This is a genomic window from Kribbella turkmenica (assembly GCF_004348725.1).
Classification (GTDB): Bacteria; Actinomycetota; Actinomycetes; order Propionibacteriales; family Kribbellaceae; genus Kribbella; species Kribbella turkmenica.
Window position 1 is genome coordinate 17,950 of the sequence record NZ_SMKR01000009.1, and the last position, 18,164, is coordinate 36,113.

Consider the following 18,164-nt stretch of genomic DNA (forward strand, 5'->3'; position numbering starts at 1 on the left):
CTACAGTGTCCGTATGGACGAGCGACAGTTGCGAGTGCTTCGGGAAGTCGGTGAACTGGGCAGCGTCACCGCCGCTGCGGAGGCGCTGCTGGTGACGCCGTCGGCGATCTCCCAGCAGTTGCGGCTGCTCCAGCGCTCGATCCCGGTGCCTTTGACCGAACGCGACGGCCGACGCGTCGTCCTCACCGACGCCGGTCGCGCGCTCGCGGCCGCGGCCGTCGGCGTGGAGCGCGCGCTGGCCCACGCCCGGCACACGGTCGACGAGTTCGTCGAGCAGCCCGACGGGATCGTGTCGGTCGCCGCGTTCCACAGTGCGGCGGCCACTTTCTTCCCGTTGCTGCTGCGCGCCGGCACGCCACCTCGGCTCAGCCTGCACGACGAGGACGTCCCACAGGACGAGTTCCCCCTGCTCACCCGCGAGTACGACGTCGTCCTCGCTCACCGCCTCGACCACGGTGCCGCCTGGCCGGGCACGGTCGCCGTCACCCCGTTGCTCCACGAACCCCTCGACGTGGCGCTGCCAGTCGATCACCCGCTCGCCGCCAAGCGGCACCTGACCCCACGCGACGTCGCCGGCGAGCCCTGGGTCACGGTCCACGACGGCTTCCCGCTGATGGCCACCATCGAGGCGATCGGCGCCGCCGCCAACCGCCGGCTCGACCTCGTGCACCGCATCAACGAGTTCGCGGTCGTCGCGGAGGTGGTGGCCGCGGGCGCCGGCATCGCGCTCATGCCCCGCTGGACCGCCCGCCGCCACCCGGACGTCGTACTGCGTCCCCTCCGCGGAGTCCACGCCCGCCGGCACATCGACGCCCTCCACCGCCCCGAGCGCACCGCCCGCCAGGCGGTCCGCACCGTCCTCACCACCCTCCGCCGGTCCGCCACCCACACCCGCCGGACCGACGGACCGCTACTCTGAGTGCTGACCTGTCACCCGCCCGCGATGGTCTTTGTCCGTACGGATCTCGAGGGAGTCATGGCAGCAATTCTTCGCCGCACACTCGCGGCATCGATCGTTCTCCTGACCGGAGCGGCCGCGCCCGTCGGCGCCGCGGCATCGCCGAATTCGAAGGTGGTCACCGCGCACGACGGCCTCCGCGACCTGGAGCCGGACCTGAGCGGGGCCTTCGACCGGGCGCATGGGCTGGCGGTCCTGGTGTCGCGTGGTGAGTCGACGTCGGCGATCCTGCGGGTGCGCGGGATCGAGCGGTCGGCCGCCGGCCGGTCGTTCGGTGCCCATCTGCACTCCGGGCCCTGTGTCGCCGGCGACGGCGCGGCGGCCGGTCCGCACTACAACACCGACACCGTCGCCGGGAAGGTCCCGCCCCGGGTGAACCGCAGCACCGAGGTGTGGCTCGACTTCACCGTCGGCCCGTCCGGGGCCGCCAACGCGATGGCCGTCGTACCCTTCACACCCCTGCCGGGCAACCGCTCGATCGTCATCCACGAGAAGCCGACCGACCACCACGGCGCCGCCGGTGCCCGCCTGGCCTGCCTGCCGCTGTCGTGGTGACCGGCCGGCGATGAGAATTCTGTAATCTTCCGCTCATGCGGTTCTCCAGGAGGCCTCGCAGGATGTGAGGATGCGGTCTCCACGCCTGATCTACGGGGTTGTCGCCGGCGTGCTGGTGGTGGCCGGGTTCCTGCTGCCCCGGTTCCTGGCCGACCGGTCGTCACCCGAGCTCGGCGAGACCGTCGTCGTCCCCGCCTCGTCCACGTCGGCGGCACCCACGCCGGCCCCGTCGCCCTCGCCCACCGTGACGCCGACGCCGACGCCGGCGAAGCCCACGGTGACGGGAACCACCGGTGCCGACCCGGTGTCGCCCCCGCCGGCCCCGACCGCGGGGGACGACGATGACGACGACGGCGCGGACGACCCGGACGACGACGATGGGTGATGCCCGGCGGCGGCCGGTGGTCAGCGCCCGGGTGCGGATCATCGGCTGGATGTACGGGGTGCTCGCCCTCGCACTGTCCGCGCTGGTCCTCCTCACCTGGCAGGTGCTGGCAGCGCGTGCCGACGCGGCCGCGGACGACGAACTGACCCACGAGGCGAACAAGTTCCGCGCGTTCGCCACCTCCGCGGAAGCAGCGTCGTTCTCCCGCCCGGAGGCGCTGCTCGACCGCTGGCTGCAGGGCAACCTGCCGGACGACTCGGAGGCGCTCTTCTCCATCGTCGACGGCCGCGAGTACCACCGCAGCCAGGGCACCCCGCCCGCCCGGCTCGACACCGACGCCGCCTTCGTCCGGCGGGTCGGCGGCGCGACCGAGCCGTCGTACGGCTGGGCCGACAGCGCGGCGGGCAAGGTCCGGTACGGCGTCATCCCGGTGCGACTGGGGTCAGCGCCGGTCCGGGCGCACCTGGTGGTGCTCGAGTTCCGCGACGTCATCGCCCAGCCGTCGATGGACGCGGCCCGGGCGCTGGTGCTCATCGGCGCGATCACGCTGGTGCTGGCCGGGGGCGCGTGCTGGCTCGTGACCGGGCGCGTGCTCGCACCGATCCGGCAGCTGCGAACGACCGCGGAGCGGATCAGCGACACCGACCTGCGCCGCCGGATCGATGTCGTCGGCAAGGACGACGTCGCCCAGCTGGCCGGCACGTTCAACACCATGCTGGACCGGTTGGAGGACGCGTTCACCGCGCAGCGGGACTTCGTCGACAACGCCGGGCACGAGCTGCGGACGCCGATCACGGTGATCCGCGGTCACCTGGAGCTCATGGGCGCGGATCCGCGCGACCAGGCGGAGACCAAGGCGCTGCTGCTGGACGAGCTGGCCCGGATGAACCGGATGGTCGACGACCTGTTGGTGCTGGCGAAGAGCGGGCGGCCGGACTTCCTCGAGCTGGGCGCGGTGAACCTGACCGAGCTCGTGGTCGAGGTGGTCGCGAAGGCGCGGCCGTTGGCGGACCGCGCCTGGCGGGTGGCCGGGACGGCCGACGCGACGATCGTCGCCGACGGTCAGCGACTGACCCAGGCCCTGATGCAACTCGTGTCCAACGCGGTCCGGCACACCGGGCCCGGCGACCGGATCGAGGTCGGCTCGCACCTGGACGCCGGCGGGAGCGTGCTGCTGTGGGTCGCCGACACCGGGCCGGGGGTGCCGCCGGCGGACCGGGAGCGGATCTTCGAGCGATTTGCCCGGGGCAACGACCAGCGCCGGACCGATGGCGCCGGCCTCGGGCTGGCGATCGTCCGCTCGATCGCGCAGGCGCATGACGGTGAGGTACGGCTGGCGCCCGGTCCCGGCGCCCGCTTCGAGATGACGCTGCCCGCGGCCGAGGAGGCGATGGCGCGATGAACCGGATCCTGATCGCCGAGGACGAGGAGCGGATCGCGTCCTTCGTCGAACGCGGCCTGCGCAGCAACGGGTTCGTGACGACCGTGGTCGGCGACGGCGAGACGGCGTACCAGGAAGGGGCCGGCGGCGCCTACGACCTGTTGATCCTGGACATCGGCCTGCCGCGGGTCGACGGCTTCACCGTGCTCCGGCGGTTGCGCGAGGCAAGGGTCACGATGCCGGTGGTGATCCTGACCGCGCGCGACAGCGTGCGCGACACGGTCGCCGGGCTGGAGGGCGGTGCGGATGACTACATCGCCAAGCCGTTCGCCTTCGAGGAGCTCCTGGCCCGCGTCCGGCTGCGGCTGCGCAGCGAGGGCACGCCGGACGCCAACATCCTGCAGATCGGCGACCTGAGCCTGGACCTGCGCACCCGGCGTGCCCTGGTCGGCGGCGAGACGGTCGAGCTGACCGCGCGGGAGTTCCTGCTGGCCGAGGTGTTCTGCCGTCATCCCGACCAGGTGCTGTCGCGGGAGCAACTGCTGTCCCAGGTCTGGGGGTTCGACTTCGATCCCGGGTCCAACGTGGTCGACGTCTACATCCGCTACCTGCGCCGAAAACTCGGCCAGGACCGCATCCAGACCGTCCGCGGCATGGGCTACCGCCTGCTTCCGTGAGAGGTTTCTCACCACCCCCTCAACAGGCTCTCACTCCGGGCCGGAGGGGTGAGGTTCACCCCGACCTCCACCTGGAGGAACCGTGTCCTGGTGCTGCGTCGGCTCACTCGGAGTGGATGATGTGCGCGTCCGGACCGGGGAAGAAGAGGGTCTCGCTGTCGGTGTCGGTCCAGTGCACCAGGTACGGCGGGGCGCCGTCGGGATCGTGGACCTCGACGATCTCGCCCTGCCGCCGGTGGGCCATCACGTGCGTGCCCTCGACGATCACTGTGTCACCCGCCGCCGCCTTCATCGGACCGCCTCCATAACTCGGTGACTACTCCCTCCCAGCTTGACCCCAGACCCCCGGTCGGCACCAGACGTCAGCGGATGTCGGTCGCGAGCCGGGCGGCCAGGGCGGCGAAGATGCCGGCGCAGACGCGTTCGAGCCGCCGGCGGACGGTGCTGCCGGCGCGCAGGAACCGGTCGGTCAGGCTGCCTGCGAGCAGGCCGACCGACCCGTCCACGGCGAAACCGATGACCATCAGGATCAGGCCGAGGGCCAGGATCTGCGGGCCGGCCGGCCAGCTGCCCGGACCGGTGCTGATGAACTGTGGGACGAAGGCCAGGTAGAACAGGATGACCTTCGGGTTGGCGACGTTGGTCAGAACCGCCATCAGGTAGGTCCGGGGCAGCGTCCGCCGCGGCAGGTCGACGGCCTCGTCGGTCTCACCGACCTCCCGCCGGCTCGCTCGCCAGGTGAGGTAGGCGAGGTAGATCAGGAACGCCGCCCCGGCGATCCGCACCCCGTCGAGGACCTGCGGCGCCGCCTGGATCAGCGCGCCGAGCCCGAGGGCCGCGGCGGCGGTGTGCACCACCAGCCCCGTCGACACCCCGGCCGCCGCGACGACGCCGGCGCGCCGTCCGCCCGCGGCCGCGTTCGCGGCGATGAACAGCATGTCCGGCCCCGGCACGATGCTCACCACCAGGGCCGCCACCATGAATCCGATCACGATCGAGAGCTCCATGCCGTCCATCCTGCCCGGAGCGTGGACGGCTCACGACCCGTTTCCAGCCCGTGGTCTAGGCTTCGTCGAAGCGCTTCGACATCCGCTGCAGGGAGGGCCCGCCCGATGAAGTTCACCGACGGTTACTGGCAGCTGCGGGACGGGCTGACGCGGCTGCGGCCGGCCGAGGTCGAGAGCGTGCAGCCAGGGGATCGGGAGCTCACCGTGTTCGCGCCGGCCAAGCGGATCGAACGCCGCGGGGACACCCTCAACCAGCCGGTGTTCACGGTCACCTTCACCTCACCGGCCCGCGGTGTGATCGGGGTCCGGATCGCGCATCATCTCGGCGGGCTGCCCGCCCGGCCGTCGTACCGGCTGAACACCGGAGACGGCCACCCGGTCAAGGTGGAGATCGGTCCGGCCGAGGCGCGGCTGACGTCGGGTGAACTCAGCGTGGCCGTCGGTCTGGACGGACCGTGGGACGTGCGGTTCGAGCAGGACGGGCGGCCGGTGACGAATTCGGGGGCGCGCAGCCTCGGGCTGATCACCGACCAGGACGGCCGGCAGTTCCTGCACGAGCAGCTCGCGCTCGGCGTCGGCGAGACGATCTACGGCCTCGGCGAGCGGTTCGGCCCGCTGGTGAAGAACGGCCAGGTCGTCGACATCTGGAACGCCGACGGCGGCACGTCCAGCGAGCAGGCGTACAAGAACGTCCCGTTCTTCCTGAGCAGCCGGGGGTACGGCGTCCTGGTCGACACCCCTGCCGAGGTGTCGTTCGAGGTCGGGTCCGAGGTCACGTCCCGCAACCAGTTCAGCGTCGAGGGCCAGGAACTGTCGTACCACGTCTTCGCCGGACCGACCGCGAAGGACGTGCTCCGGCGCTACACCGCGCTCACCGGCCGGCCCGCCCGGGTGCCGGCGTGGTCGATGGGGCTGTGGCTGTCGACGTCGTTCACCACCGACTACAGCGAGGAGACGACGAGCGCGTTCGTCGACGGCATGGCCGAGCGCGACCTGCCGTTGAGCGTCTTTCACTTCGACTGCTTCTGGATGCGGCAGTTCCACTGGTGCGACTTCGGCTGGGACCCGGTCGCGTTCCCCGACCCGGCCGGGATGCTGCGCCGGCTGAAGGACCGCGGCCTGCGGGTCAGTGTGTGGATCAACCCGTACATCGCGCAGCGGTCGGTCCTGTTCGAGGAGGGCCGCCGGCTCGGCTACCTGCTGAAGCGGCCGGACGGCTCGGTCTGGCAGTGGGACATGTGGCAGGCGGGCATGGCGATCGTCGACTTCACCAACCCGGACGCCACCGCGTGGTACCGCTCGAAGCTGCAGACGCTCATCGACCTCGGCGTCGACTGCTTCAAGACCGACTTCGGCGAGCGGATCCCGACCGATGTCGTCTGGTTCGACGGTTCGGACCCGCGGCGGATGCACAACTACTACGCGCACCTCTACAACGAGGCGGTCTTCGGGCTGCTCGAGGAGAACCACGGCGAGGGCGAGGCCGTGCTGTTCGCCCGCTCCGCGACCGCCGGCGGTCAGCAGTTCCCGGTGCACTGGGGTGGCGACTGCGAGTCGACGTTCGAGGCGATGGCGGAGTCGTTGCGCGGCGGGTTGTCGCTGGCGGCGTCCGGATTCGGCTATTGGAGTCACGACATCGGCGGGTTCGAGGGCACGCCTGATCCCGCCATCTTCAAACGCTGGGTGCCGTTCGGGTTGCTCTCGTCGCACTCGCGGCTGCACGGCTCGTCGTCGTACCGGGTGCCGTGGGCGTTCGACGACGAGGCCGTCGACGTGCTGCGGAAGTTCACCAAGCTGAAGATGTCGCTGATGCCGTACCTGATGACCGCGGCGGCCGAGGCGCACCGCGACGGCGTACCGATGATGCGGCCGATGATCCTGGAGTTCCCCGACGACCCGGGCGCCGCGTACCTGGACCGCCAGTACATGCTCGGCCCGGACCTCCTGGTCGCACCCGTGATGAGCTGGACCGGCGAGGTGTCGTTCTACCTGCCCGCGGGCATCTGGACCGACCTGCTCAGCGGCGAGCGGTTCGCCGGACCACGCTGGGTCCAGCAGACCCACGGGTTCGGCTCTGTGCCGGTCCTGGTCCGCGAGGGCGCCGTCATCCCGATCGGTGCCGTCGACGACCGTCCGGAGTACGACTGGTCGGACAACGTCCAGCTCCGCTGGTTCGCCCCCACCGAAGGACGGACGACCGTCGCCAAGCTCCCGGACGCGGCGGTCGAGCTGACGTTCCGGGACGGCCAGGTGGGATCCCGCCTGATCGACGGCAGTTGCGAGCGCTACACCGTCGAACTCGCCTGACGGTGTGGGACGTCGGCCGTCAGCCCGGCCAACACCACGTCGGGTGAGGAGAAGACGACGTAGACGGTGTGTACGCCGGTCTGCGTGAGCTCACCGGACAGGGCGGCCGGCCGGTGGTTCGGCGGAATCCGGAGGGTGTCCAGCAGGTCGCCGTGGAGCGGGTCGTCCAGGCGTAGCTCGATCGAGGCCGGTGCGGCTCCGCGGTTGGCGACGGTTGCCTGGTACGGCGCCGGAGTGAGCTCGACGTCGTCGTAGCACACCCAGGCGCCGGCCTCCAGGGAGAGAACCGCGTCGCCCTGCTCCGGGGTCGCGGTGGTCAGGGTCAACGCGGAGTAATCGTCGAAGCTGGTGGCGGCGAGCCGGCTGATCGAGCGCGGCGGGATGCGCTCGCCGTGGACGTCGAGGGTCGCGGCGAGCCGGATGTCCGTGCTGGAGCGGCCGACCATCACGCTGTGCCGGGCGGTCTCCACGCAGCGGCGGTCCCGGGTCACGTCCCAGAACCCCAGGTCCGCCGCGGCGATCGTCAGCTCGACCTCGGTGCTCTCACCGGGAAGCAGCGACAGCCGCCGGAAACCACGAAGTTGCCGCAGCGGTTGTTTGACCCGTGAACGCTGCTGGTGGGTGTAGAGCTGCGCGACCTCGCAACCTTCCCGGGTGCCGGTGTTCGTCACGGTGAAGGTGACCCGGACCTCGCCGTCCGCCGGGATGGACGCCGGGCTGAGCCGCAGGTCGCCGTACGAGAAGGTGGTGTAGCTCAGCCCATGGCCGAACGAGTACAGCGGCAGTCCGCGGTAGTACAGGTACGTGGCGTCGGCCGCGATGATGTCGTAGTCGTGCAGGTCGGGCAGCTCGGCGGCCGAGTGGTACCACGTCTGCGTCAACCGGCCGGCAGGGTCGGCGTCGCCGAACAGTACGTCGGCCAGAGCGCGACCGTACTCCTGCCCACCGTGGGCCGACCAGAGCACGGCCGGAAGATTCTGCTGGGCCCACCCGGCCGCGAACGGGTAGCTGCTCGTCATCACCAGGACTGTCCGCGGGTTCGCCGCGTGCACGGCCCGCAGCAGACGCTCCTGCGCCCTCGGCAGGTCCAGGTCGGTCCGGTCCTCGGTCTCCCGGCCGTTCACCATCGGATGATTGCCGAGGACAACGATCGCGACGCCGGCGGGTGCGGCGAGTCCGGCGGCGGCCGCCGCGCCGTCGACCAGGAGCTCGAGCTCGAAATCGGTCCCGGACTCGCCGAGCCCGACCGTGCCGTCCACCCGCAGGTAGCGGCCGCTGTTCAGGTGGAGCACCCGGACCCGGCCGCCGGTCTCGACCAGGCGGAAGGTCTGCTTCACCTCCCAGCCGTTCGGACCAGGCTGGTCGGCCACGAGCGAGCCGTCGTGGTTGACAGTCAGATGCTGCCCGTTCCGGACCGAGCGCAGTGCACATGCGCCACCACCCCAGTCGAACAGGTCGAACGCTTTGTGCTCGTCCTCGCCGGCGCGGAGGACGCCGTCGGCCCCGATCGTCAGGTACGACGCCGAACCGGCGACCCGCAACGCGATTCGGTCCACACCCTCGCAGTACTCGACCCGGCCGTCACCCAGTCGTTCGACCAGACCGTCGTACGCGGTGATCTGGTAGGGCAGTGTGCCGGCGTACCAGTCCGCGGAGAGTGTGTTGCCGAGCGGGCCGATGACCGCGATCCGTTCGATCGTCGAGGCGTCCAGCGGAAGCACCCCGCACTCGTGCTTGAGCAGCACGATCGACTGCCGGGCGGCTTCCTGGGCGAGCCGGCGGTGGCCGGGACAGTTGACCAGGCCGGGTTCGAGGCCGCGGTACGGATCGAGCTCGGCCGGGTCGAACTCGCCGAGCCGGAAACGGATCGCCAGCGCGTGCCGGACCGCGGTGTCGACGTCGTCGAGGGTGATGAGGCCGCGGTCGATCGCGTCCGCGAGGTTCGCGATCGACGGCCCCGCGTCCGTGCCGTCCTGGGTGAAGCTGTCCACTCCGGCCTTGAGAGCGGCGGCGTACGCGGTCGCGCCGTCAGGGTGGTACCGCTGCAACCCGTACAGGTTCGCGGGCGCGTAGGCGTCGCTGACCACGAGCAGTTCGTCGCCGGTCCAGCCACGGAGCACGTCGTTGATGAGCGGGCTCAGGTGCGCGGGCCGCCCGTTCACCAGGTTGTACGACGGCATCACCGCGACCGCCGCGCCGGCTTCGATCGGGGCCCGGAACGCGGGCAGTTCGTAGTCATGCAGCACGCGCGGTGGGAGGTTGCTGGAGGTCGTGCAGCGGTCGGTCTCGTTGTTGTAGGCGAGGAAGTGCTTGAGCGTCGGGGCGGTCCGCAGATGCGTGGGGTGATCGCCGGCCAGGCCCTGCCCGTACGCGGTGGCGATCACGCCGGTCAGCCAAGGGTCCTCGGCGTACCCCTCCTCGTTGCGGCCCCAGCGGGGATCGCGGAGCGGGTTGACGACCGGCGCCCACACATTCAGGCCGACCCCGGCCGGGTCCTTGTGGTGGAAGACCCGGACCTCGTCGCCGACCGCGGCACCGACGGCCCGGACCAGCTCGGGATTCCAGGTGGTGGCCAGTCCGACGGCCTGCGGAAAGACGGTCGCCGGGCCGTGCCAGGCAACGCCGTGCAGCGCCTCGGTGCCGGTCCGGAACGCTTCCAGGCCGAGGCGATGGACCGGCGCTTGGTGCTGGTGCAGCAGGGCCAGCTTCTCGTCGGTGGTCAGCCGGCCGAGCAGGTCGTCGACGCGTGCGCGCAGCGGCCGGGCCGGGTCTCGGAACGGTGGGTCCTGGGGCGCACTCATCGGCGATCGACTCCACTGCGGCTGTGAGTCGAAGCGCTTCGACTGTCCTCCCGGCGCAGTATCGAAGCGCTTCGACGGGCTGGGCGAAAAAATCCGTCTCGGTCAGTGACGACCCTGTGACGACGGAGTGATCAGAGGTTGGCATCCCAGGCCGGGCTGGTCAAGGCCTGGTAGACGCTTTCCGGAGTTCACCCGGGACTGGGCAGGTGACCGGTCGTCAAGGACGTGAGCGCTCGGGCGGTGGCGCCGAGGGGAGTTGCGGTGTCGGGGAACGTCGACGCGACGACGGTGCAAGCGCCGGCCTGCGGGGCGATGGCGGACTCGTGCAACGCCTTGGTGACGGCGGAGGACAGGTGCGCGGCCAGCAGGGCGTAGGCGCCGCCCAGGACGACGTACTCCGGGTTGAGGACGTTGACGAGGGCCGCGATGCCGTGGCCCAGGTGGGTCCCGGCTTCGGCGAGAACCTTGGTGACCGCCGCCTCGCCGTCGTCGGCCCGGCGGATCAGGTGCTCGAGCTGGATCTGCGGATCGGGATCGGTCAGGCCGTCGACGCGGGACAGGATCGCCGGCAGACCGGCGAGTGCCTCCAGACAGCCGCGACGCCCGCAGCCGCACAGCGGCCCGTCCGCGACCACGCGAAGATGGCCGATCTCCCCGATGTACCCGAGATGGCCTCGCAGCGGGCGGCCGTCGACGATGATGCCCGCGCCGACTCCGGTGTCACCGGCCAGGTGGATCAGGTTCTCCGAGCCGGCCAGTGGGCCGTAGAGATGCTCCGCCAGCACCGCGAGTGAGGCGTCGTTGTCCACGGTCACCGGGATGTCCGGCCGGCCGAGCGCGGCGGTGAGATCGGTCCGTAGCGGAACGTCGCGCCAGCCGAGGCCGGCCGCGAGCACGACCGAACCGTCACGGTTCACCAGGCCGGGCACGCCCACCGTGATCCCGAGGACCCGCCGGCCCGACGTCTGCACGGTCGAGATCGCCCGCCGGGCCAGCGCCGCGACCGCGGCGACGGTCTTCGCCGGTCCGGCGCCGGCGCCCGGCCCCGCCCGGTGCCAGCGCAGCACCTGCCCGCCGGCGGTGTCGTAGGCGAGCGCGGTCAGGCCCCGGGCGCTCACCTCGAGCCCGATGGCGGCGTACGCCGAACCGTCCAGGACGAGCAGGGTCGCGGGCCGGCCGACGTGATGCTGGGTCTGCCGGGTCTCGCGGACCAGCCGGCGGTCGAGCAGGTCGGCGACGATGCTGGTCACGGTCGCCTTGTTGAGTCCGGTCCCGGACGCGATCGCGGCCCGCGAGCACGGCGCCTGGCGGCGCAGGTAGCCCAGCACGGCAGCCAGATTGGTGGCGCGGATGTCCGTGTGGTCCGCGGTCTGTGAGGTCAAGGTCCGTCCGTTCGGGTGGCCAGTGGTTCGGCGATGGCTCAGTTCTACACCTTGTCGTGCTCGCGCGCTTACGTTAATTTGTTTGGCTACCAGCCCAACTAATTCTAGGCCAAGAACTCCAGGAGAGCCATCGTGACCGGACCAGTGGGCGGCGGGACCAGCCGCCGGACGTTCATCTCCCTGCTCGGCGCGGGCGCCGCGGCGGCCACCGGCGGCGTCACGCTGACCGGCTGCTCGGACGGCGGGTCCGGGTCGTCGACGGCCGGTCGCGCGGAGACCGAGGACAAGCTGTCCGGTCTGCTGCCGAAGCACATCCCGTACGAGTCGGTCCAGCCGGACCTGCCGGGGGGAAACGGTGCGGCGCCGGGATTCACGAAGTACCCGGCCGAACTGAAGCGGGCCGTGCCGGACAAGGCGGTCGCCAGCGGCAAGGAGGTGTCCGCGATGACCCCGCTGTGGAGCCCGGCGCCACCCGGTCTCGGCCACAACTCGTACTACGACGTCAACAACGAGCGGATCGGCGCCCCGGTCCGGTTCAACATCCTGAACGGCAACGACTACGGCGACAAGCTCGGCCCGATTCTTGCTGCCGGCAACGTCCCCGAACTGCTCTGCGTGCCGGGCTGGAACATCTCGGGACTGACCCGGTTCGGGCAGGCGGCGGACAAGCTGTTCGAGGATCTGACACCGTACCTGGCCGGTGACAAGGCGGCGGCGTACCCGATGCTGGCCAATCTGCCGACGCGTGCCTGGGCCTACGGCGTCTGGAACTCGCAGCTGAAGGCCGTGCCGTTCCCGTCGGACGGCTTCCCGTGGGCGCTGTACTACCGCAAGGACCTGTTCGACCAGTTCGGTGCCGAGCCGCCGAAGAACGCCGACGACCTGCTCATGCTGGGCAAGGAGCTCACCGACGCCAAGGCGAACCGGTGGGCCTACGGTTCGGTCGCCGACGAGGTGATCCGGGCGTTCGGGGCGCCGGCGGACTGGCGCAAGGAGTCCGACGGCAAGCTGGTGAACAAGATCGAGACCCCGGAGTTCGAGGAGGCGGTGGCCTTCGTCCGGAAGCTGTTCCAGGCGGGTTACGTGCATCCCGAGGTCGTCGGCAACGCCGGCGCCGACCAGAACCCGCTGTTCGAGGGCGGCCGGCTGCTGATCCGGCAGAACGGGCTCGGCGGCTGGCACGAGTCGTTGCAGCGACAGCTGCCGGTGAACCCGCAGTTCGAGCCGCAGGCGGTGCTGCCGTTCGCGCACGACGGCGGCACACCGATCACCTGGGGCGGCGACCCGGCCAACATCTTCACCTTCGTCAAGAAGGGCCTCGGCGAGGCCCGGGTGAAGGAGCTGCTCGGCGTCCTGAACTACACGTCCGCGCCCTTCGGCACCGAGGAGTACCAGCTGTACAGCTACGGCCAGGAGGGCAAGCACTACACCAGGCAGCCGTCCGGTGCACCGAAGCTCACCGCCCTGGGACAGAAGGAGGTCTCGCAGACCTACGTCTTCCTCGGCGGCCGGCCGGCGGCCATCACCCAGAGCGAGTACCCGGGGTACGTGGAGTCGATGAGTGCCTGGCAGAACGCCGCGGCCAAGGTCCAGCAGAAGAGCCTGTTCGACGGGATCCGGGTCGAGCAGCCGGCGAAGATGGCCGGGCTGGCGCAGCCGTTCGACGACGCGCTGCAGGACATCTTCCGGGGCCGGCGCCCGGTCGGCGAGCTGAAGACCGCGGTCAAGCAGTGGCAGACCAACGGCGGCAACGAGGGTCGCGACTTCTACGCGAAGGTGCTCAGTGACAACGGTCGCTGAGGACTCCGCGCGGACCGCGCCGGCCGGCACGAAGCGTCCGCCGGCGCCGCGGACCGGACGCCGGCGGGCACGTGGCGGGGCAGGATGGCGCCACCGGCTCCGGCGGGACTGGCCGCTGCTGCTGATGGTCCTGCCGGTGATCGTGCTGCTCGGTGTGTTCCACTACGTCCCGACGCTGGGCAACGTGATCGCGTTCCAGGACTACTCGCCGTACGTCGGCATCCGGGGCAGCGAGTTCGTCGGATTCGGCAACTTCGGCCGGCTGTTCTCCGAGCCGGCGTTCTGGCAGGCGGTCACGAACACGCTGACGATCACCGCCGTCCAGTTGGTGTTCTTCTTCCCGGTCCCGATCGGGCTCGCGCTGCTGCTGAACAGCGTGCTGTCGGTGCGGCTGCGGACCCTGATCCAAGGAGTCGTCTACCTCCCGCACTTCTTCTCCTGGGTGCTCGTGGTCTCGTTGTTCCAGCAGATGATCGGCGGTGCCGGCCTGCTCGCCCAGTCGCTGCGGGCGAACGGGTACGAGGCCGTCGACCTGATGACCAGACCGGACACCTTCATCCTGCTGGTCACCGCACAGTCGATCTGGAAGGACGCCGGCTGGGGCATGATCGTGTTCCTGGCCGCGCTGTCCACGATCAACCCGGCGCTGTACGAGGCCGCCGCCGCCGACGGCGCGAACCGTCGCCGTCGCCTCTGGCACATCACCCTGCCGGGACTGCGGCCGGTGATCGTGCTGCTGCTCATCCTGCGGCTCGGTGACGCGCTGACGGTCGGTTTCGAGCAGTTCATCCTGCAGCGCAGCGCGGTCGGTGGCGACGCGGCCGAGGTGCTCGACACCTACGTCTACTACCAGGGGCTGCTCGTCGGCGACTTCGGGTACGGCGCCGCGGCCGGCCTGTTCAAGGGTGTCGTCGGACTCGTCCTCGTCCTGGTGGCCAACCGATTCGCCCATCTCGTGGGCGAGCAGGGGGTGTACTCGCGCTCATGACGACCTTGTCACGACCGATCTGGGAAGAGGAGCCGAGCGGGATCGCCCGGCTGTCGAGGCCGCTCGTGCTGGCCCTGGTCGCGCTCGCGGTGACGTTCCCGTTGTACGTCGTCGTGGTGACCAGCCTGTCCACCACCGAGGCCGTGACGCGGGCCGGCGGGTTGGTCGTCGTACCCCGGGAACTGACGGTGGCGGCGTACGCGCAACTGCTGTCGGGTGGGGTGGTCACCCGGGCCCTCGTGATCAGCGTGCTGATCACCGTGGTCGGTACGGCGTTCAGTCTGGGAATCACCGTCCTGGCGGCGTACGGGCTCTCGCGGCCGGGCTCGCTGTTCCACCGGCCGTTGCTGTTCGTCGTCCTGCTCACGTTCCTGTTCGGCCCGGGCATCATCCCGAGCTACCTGGTGGTGAACGCGCTCGGGCTGATCGACAGCTACGCGTCGCTCGTCCTGCCGACCGCGGTGTCCGCGTTCAACCTGATCGTGATGCGGTCGTTCTTCATGGGCATCCCGGGGGAGCTGATCGACAGCGCGCGGATCGACGGCGCCGGGGAGTTCGCGATCCTGCGCCGGATCGTGCTGCCGCTGTCGAAGGCGGTGGTGGCGGTGGTCGGGCTGTTCTACGCGGTCGGCTACTGGAACGCGTTCTTCAACGCGTTGCTGTACATCAACGACAACAACAAGTGGCCGCTGCAGATGGTGCTGCGGACGTACATCGTGCAGGCCCAGGTGCTGCCGACCGGTGCCGGCGGGGTGGCTTCCGGGACCGGGCTGGGGATGGCGCCCGCGCCGAGTCTGGCGATCAAGATGGCGATCGTGGTGATCGCGATCGTCCCGGTCCTGCTGGTCTACCCGTTCATCCAGCGCCATTTCACCAAGGGCGTCATCATCGGCGCGGTCAAGGGATGATGCCAGGATGGGTCCGGCGGACGGGAAGGGCCGGCATGACGCGACTGTGGTACGGCGGCGACTACAACCCGGAGCAGTGGGATCCGCAGGTGTGGAAGGAGGACGCCGACCTGATGCGTCAGGCCGGCGTCAACCTGGTCACAGTCGGCGTCTTCTCCTGGTCGAGTCTCGAGCCGTCACCAGGGGAGTACCGGTTCGGCTGGCTGGACCAGGTTCTGGACCTGCTGCACGCCGCCGGCGTGAGTGTCGACCTGGCCACGCCGACCGCGTCGCCGCCGCCGTGGTTCAGCCGGCTGCACCCGGAGGCGTTGCCCGTGACCGCCGACGGCGTCCGGCTGACGCACGGCAGCAGGGACACGTACTGCGCCTGTGCGCCGGCCTACCGCTCAGCGGCCACGGGGATAGCGCGTGCGCTTGTCGATCGGTACGGCGATCATCCGTCACTGGCGATGTGGCACGTCCACAACGAGTACGGAACCGTCTGCTACTGCCCGTTGGCGGCTGAGCGGTTCCGTGAGTGGCTGCGGGAGCGCTACGGCTCGCTCGATCGGCTGAACGCCGCGTGGACGACGGCGTTCTGGAGTCAGGGGTACTCCGGCTGGCAGGACGTGCAGCCGCCGCGCCGGACGCAATACCTGGTGAATCCGACGCAGTTCCTGGACTACCGGCGGTTCTGGTCGGACGAGTTGCTGGCGGCGTACCTGGAGCAGAAGGCGGTCATCCGGGAGCGGTCGTCGTTGCCGGTGACCACGAACTTCGTGTTCGGCGGCTGGGTGCCGGTGAACCATGCCCGCTGGGCCGCGGAGGTGGATGTCGTTGCCATCGACCACTATCCGACCCGGACCGATGCCGGCGCCGAGGAGCAGACCGCCTTCGGTGCCGACCTCGCCCGGTCGTGGGCCGGCGGGAGACCGTGGCTGTTGATGGAGCAGGCGGCGGGAACGCTCGACGACGGGAAACGCCTGCACACCAAGGAGCCCGGACGGATGGCGCGGCACAGCCTGTCGCACATCGCCCGCGGGTCCGCCGGAGCGTTGTTCTTCCAGTGGCGGGCGTCGCGTGGCGGTTCCGAGGTGTACCACTCGGCGCTGGTGCCGCACGCCGGTCCGTCCTCGCGGATCTTCCGTGAGGTGGTCGCGCTGGGTTCGCTGCTGCCGTCGCTGGCGGAGGTCGCGGACGCCGAGGTCGTCGCCGATGTCGCCGTACTGTGGGACGTCGAGTGCTGGTGGGCGATGCAGGGGACGCATCTGCCGTCGTCCTCGCTCGACTACCTGTCGGCGGTGCAGGACGCGCATCGGCACTTCTGGCGTGCGGGAGTGACTGTCGACTTCGCGGAGCCGTCGGCGGACCTGTCGTCGTACCGGCTCGTCGTGGTGCCGTCCTTGTACCTGATCAGCGACGAGGCGGCCGCATCGCTGGCCGCCTATGTCGAGCGCGGCGGCCAGTTGGTGGTCGGGTACTTCAGCGGAATCGTCGACCCCGACGCGCGGGTCCGGCTCGGTGGCTATCCGGGCGCCTTCACAGCCTTGCTGGGTGTTCGGGTGGAGGAGTTCCACCCGCTCACCGAGGACGGTGAGGTCCAGTTGTCGTCCGGCGGGCGTGGGCGGGTGTGGAGCGAGGACGTCGAGGCGGTCTCGGCCGAGGTCGTCGACCGGTACGTCGGGGGAGTGCTCGACGGGAAGCCGGCGATCACCCGCCGCCGGGTCGGGGCCGGGATCGCGTGGTACGTGTCGACGTCGGTCGACGTCGACACGGCTGCCGGGTTGTTCGGCCTGACCGGATCGGCGGTGGAGACGGTTCGGCGTCGCTCCGGCGACACGACCTGGACGTTCCTGGTCAACCATGGTGCGTCCGAGGTCGTCGTGCCGATCGCCGGCGTCGAGCTGATCTCAGGCTCGGCGGTCGACGGTTCGCTCGCCTTGGCCGGTGGTGGTGTCGCTGTCGTCCGCTCGCCCTGACGAGCCGCGGGCGGTGAACTCCGGCGGCAGCAGCGTCAACTCGGGTGCCTCTGCGCCGGACAGCTTGGTGATCAGGGACTCGACCGCCAGTGCGCCGATCCGTTCGGCCGGGATGGTGACGGACGACAACTGCGGCACCTGCCGCTCGGCGACGTCGTCCGCGCAGATCGCCACCAGCGACATGTCCTCGGGAACGCGTCGTCCGAGTCGCCGCAGGACGTCGAGCAGCGGGCCGATGATCGGCTCGTTCTGCACGACGAGCCCGGTGAGGTCCGGGTGATCGTGCAGCAGACGCTCGACGGTGCCGAGGACGGCGGCGAACGTGTGCTCGCACGGGGTCTCGACCCCGACGACGCCCCGTTGTCCGGCGGCTTCGGCGAATCCGGTCAGGGTGCGCTGGGCGAAGCCGGTCTGACGTTCGTACACGGCGGACGGCGTACCCAGCAGGGCCATCGAGCGGTGGCCGAGGTCGGCCAGGTGGTCGACGCAACGGGCGCCCGCGGCAACGAAGTCGAGGTCGATGCAGGTCAGGCCCTCGGAGTCGGCCGGGTAGCCGATGAGCACCGACGGCATCGGCAGCTCACGCAGGACCGGAACCCGTTCGTCGTCGAGCTCGACGTCCATCACGACCAGCGCGTCCACCAGCGAGCTCTGCGCGACCCGCTGCAGCCCCTCCGGGCCCTCGTCGGCGGTCAGCAGCAGGACGTCATGGTCGTACCGGCGGGCGGTGGTCACCACCGCGGCGGCGAACTGCATCATCACCGGGACGTGCATGCCGGTGCGCAGCGGGATCACCAGCGCGAGCACGTTGGAGCGCTGGCTGGCGAGCGCCCGGGCACTCGCGTTCGGGCGGTAGCCGAGCGCGCGGACGCTGCGCTGCACGCGCTCACGGGTGTCGGACGAGATCGACCGCTTTCCGCTGAGCACGTAGGAGACCGTGCTGGCCGCAACCCCGGCGTGCCGGGCGACGTCCGCGATCGTGACCACTGTGGCGCGCTCCCTCGTCCCGGTCGAAGCGCTTCGACCCGCTGGACAAACAAAAGCAAGGAGAGTGGAT

The 18,164-nt window shown here is 70.5% G+C and carries 15 protein-coding genes; 10 read left to right on the forward strand and 5 right to left on the reverse strand.

What is annotated here, in order from left to right:
- Positions 1-13: 13 nt before the first annotated feature.
- The 5 genes from E1218_RS03575 to E1218_RS03595 all read left to right on the forward strand — a co-directional run bounded on the left by E1218_RS03575 (position 14) and on the right by E1218_RS03595 (position 3,956).
- Complete coding sequence (locus E1218_RS03575; RefSeq protein ID WP_132316188.1) at positions 14-919, forward strand: LysR family transcriptional regulator; 906 nt, start codon at positions 14-16, stop codon at positions 917-919.
- Between the two features lie 57 nt (positions 920-976).
- On the forward strand, positions 977-1,513 hold the full coding sequence (locus tag E1218_RS03580; RefSeq protein WP_165949108.1) for a superoxide dismutase family protein: 537 nt from the start codon (positions 977-979) through the stop codon (positions 1,511-1,513).
- Positions 1,514-1,583: 70 nt separating this feature from the next.
- Positions 1,584-1,898 carry a hypothetical protein gene (locus E1218_RS03585; protein WP_165949109.1) on the forward strand — a complete coding sequence of 105 codons (315 nt, stop codon included), beginning with the start codon at positions 1,584-1,586 and terminating at the stop codon, positions 1,896-1,898.
- Entirely contained in the window at positions 1,855-3,300 is a 1,446-nt protein-coding gene (locus tag E1218_RS03590; protein ID WP_233711978.1) for a sensor histidine kinase, read from the forward strand. The genes E1218_RS03585 and E1218_RS03590 overlap by 44 nt, the downstream gene beginning before the upstream one ends.
- Positions 3,297-3,956, forward strand: a complete 660-nt coding sequence (locus E1218_RS03595; protein WP_132316192.1) for a response regulator transcription factor — start codon at positions 3,297-3,299, stop codon at positions 3,954-3,956. Before E1218_RS03590 ends, E1218_RS03595 begins: the two co-directional genes overlap by 4 nt.
- A 103-nt stretch (positions 3,957-4,059) precedes the next feature.
- Here E1218_RS03595 and E1218_RS03600 read toward each other — a convergent pair whose 3' ends face one another.
- Both E1218_RS03600 and E1218_RS03605 read right to left on the reverse strand, forming a co-directional pair.
- Positions 4,060-4,248 (reverse strand): DUF1918 domain-containing protein, encoded by a 189-nt coding sequence (locus E1218_RS03600; protein ID WP_132316194.1) that lies wholly within the window; start codon positions 4,246-4,248, stop codon positions 4,060-4,062.
- 70 nt (positions 4,249-4,318) lie between these two features.
- Positions 4,319-4,963: a LysE family translocator gene (locus tag E1218_RS03605; protein ID WP_132316196.1), complete on the reverse strand. Its 645-nt coding sequence runs from the start codon at positions 4,961-4,963 to the stop codon at positions 4,319-4,321.
- 105 nt (positions 4,964-5,068) lie between these two features.
- Here E1218_RS03605 and yicI point away from each other — a divergent pair, with 105 nt between their 5' ends.
- The gene (gene yicI / locus E1218_RS03610; RefSeq protein ID WP_132316198.1) at positions 5,069-7,270 is read left to right on the forward strand and encodes an alpha-xylosidase; all 2,202 of its coding nucleotides are present in this window, start codon (positions 5,069-5,071) and stop codon (positions 7,268-7,270) included.
- Here yicI and E1218_RS03615 read toward each other — a convergent pair.
- Positions 7,249-10,071, reverse strand: coding sequence for a glycoside hydrolase family 3 protein (locus E1218_RS03615; RefSeq protein WP_132316200.1), 2,823 nt, complete (start codon positions 10,069-10,071; stop codon positions 7,249-7,251). The genes yicI and E1218_RS03615 overlap by 22 nt on opposite strands.
- Positions 10,072-10,259: 188 nt before the next feature.
- On the reverse strand, positions 10,260-11,453 hold the full coding sequence (locus E1218_RS03620) for an ROK family transcriptional regulator (protein WP_132316202.1): 1,194 nt from the start codon (positions 11,451-11,453) through the stop codon (positions 10,260-10,262).
- Between the two features lie 132 nt (positions 11,454-11,585).
- Here E1218_RS03620 and E1218_RS03625 point away from each other — a divergent pair, with 132 nt between their 5' ends.
- Genes E1218_RS03625 through E1218_RS03640 form a run of 4 tightly spaced genes read left to right on the forward strand, consistent with a single transcriptional unit; the run spans position 11,586 to position 17,107 of the window.
- On the forward strand, positions 11,586-13,253 hold the full coding sequence (locus E1218_RS03625) for a type 2 periplasmic-binding domain-containing protein (protein WP_132316204.1): 1,668 nt from the start codon (positions 11,586-11,588) through the stop codon (positions 13,251-13,253).
- The gene (locus E1218_RS03630) at positions 13,237-14,241 is read left to right on the forward strand and encodes an ABC transporter permease (RefSeq protein ID WP_233711979.1); all 1,005 of its coding nucleotides are present in this window, start codon (positions 13,237-13,239) and stop codon (positions 14,239-14,241) included. Before E1218_RS03625 ends, E1218_RS03630 begins: the two co-directional genes overlap by 17 nt.
- On the forward strand, positions 14,238-15,149 hold the full coding sequence (locus E1218_RS03635; protein WP_132316206.1) for a carbohydrate ABC transporter permease: 912 nt from the start codon (positions 14,238-14,240) through the stop codon (positions 15,147-15,149). The genes E1218_RS03630 and E1218_RS03635 overlap by 4 nt, the downstream gene beginning before the upstream one ends.
- A gap of 35 nt (positions 15,150-15,184) precedes the next feature.
- The gene (locus tag E1218_RS03640; RefSeq protein ID WP_132316208.1) at positions 15,185-17,107 is read left to right on the forward strand and encodes a beta-galactosidase; all 1,923 of its coding nucleotides are present in this window, start codon (positions 15,185-15,187) and stop codon (positions 17,105-17,107) included.
- On the opposite strand, the gene E1218_RS03645 is transcribed toward E1218_RS03640, so the two are convergent.
- Positions 17,039-18,094 (reverse strand): LacI family DNA-binding transcriptional regulator, encoded by a 1,056-nt coding sequence (locus E1218_RS03645; protein ID WP_132316210.1) that lies wholly within the window; start codon positions 18,092-18,094, stop codon positions 17,039-17,041. The genes E1218_RS03640 and E1218_RS03645 overlap by 69 nt on opposite strands.
- Positions 18,095-18,164 lie beyond the last annotated feature (70 nt).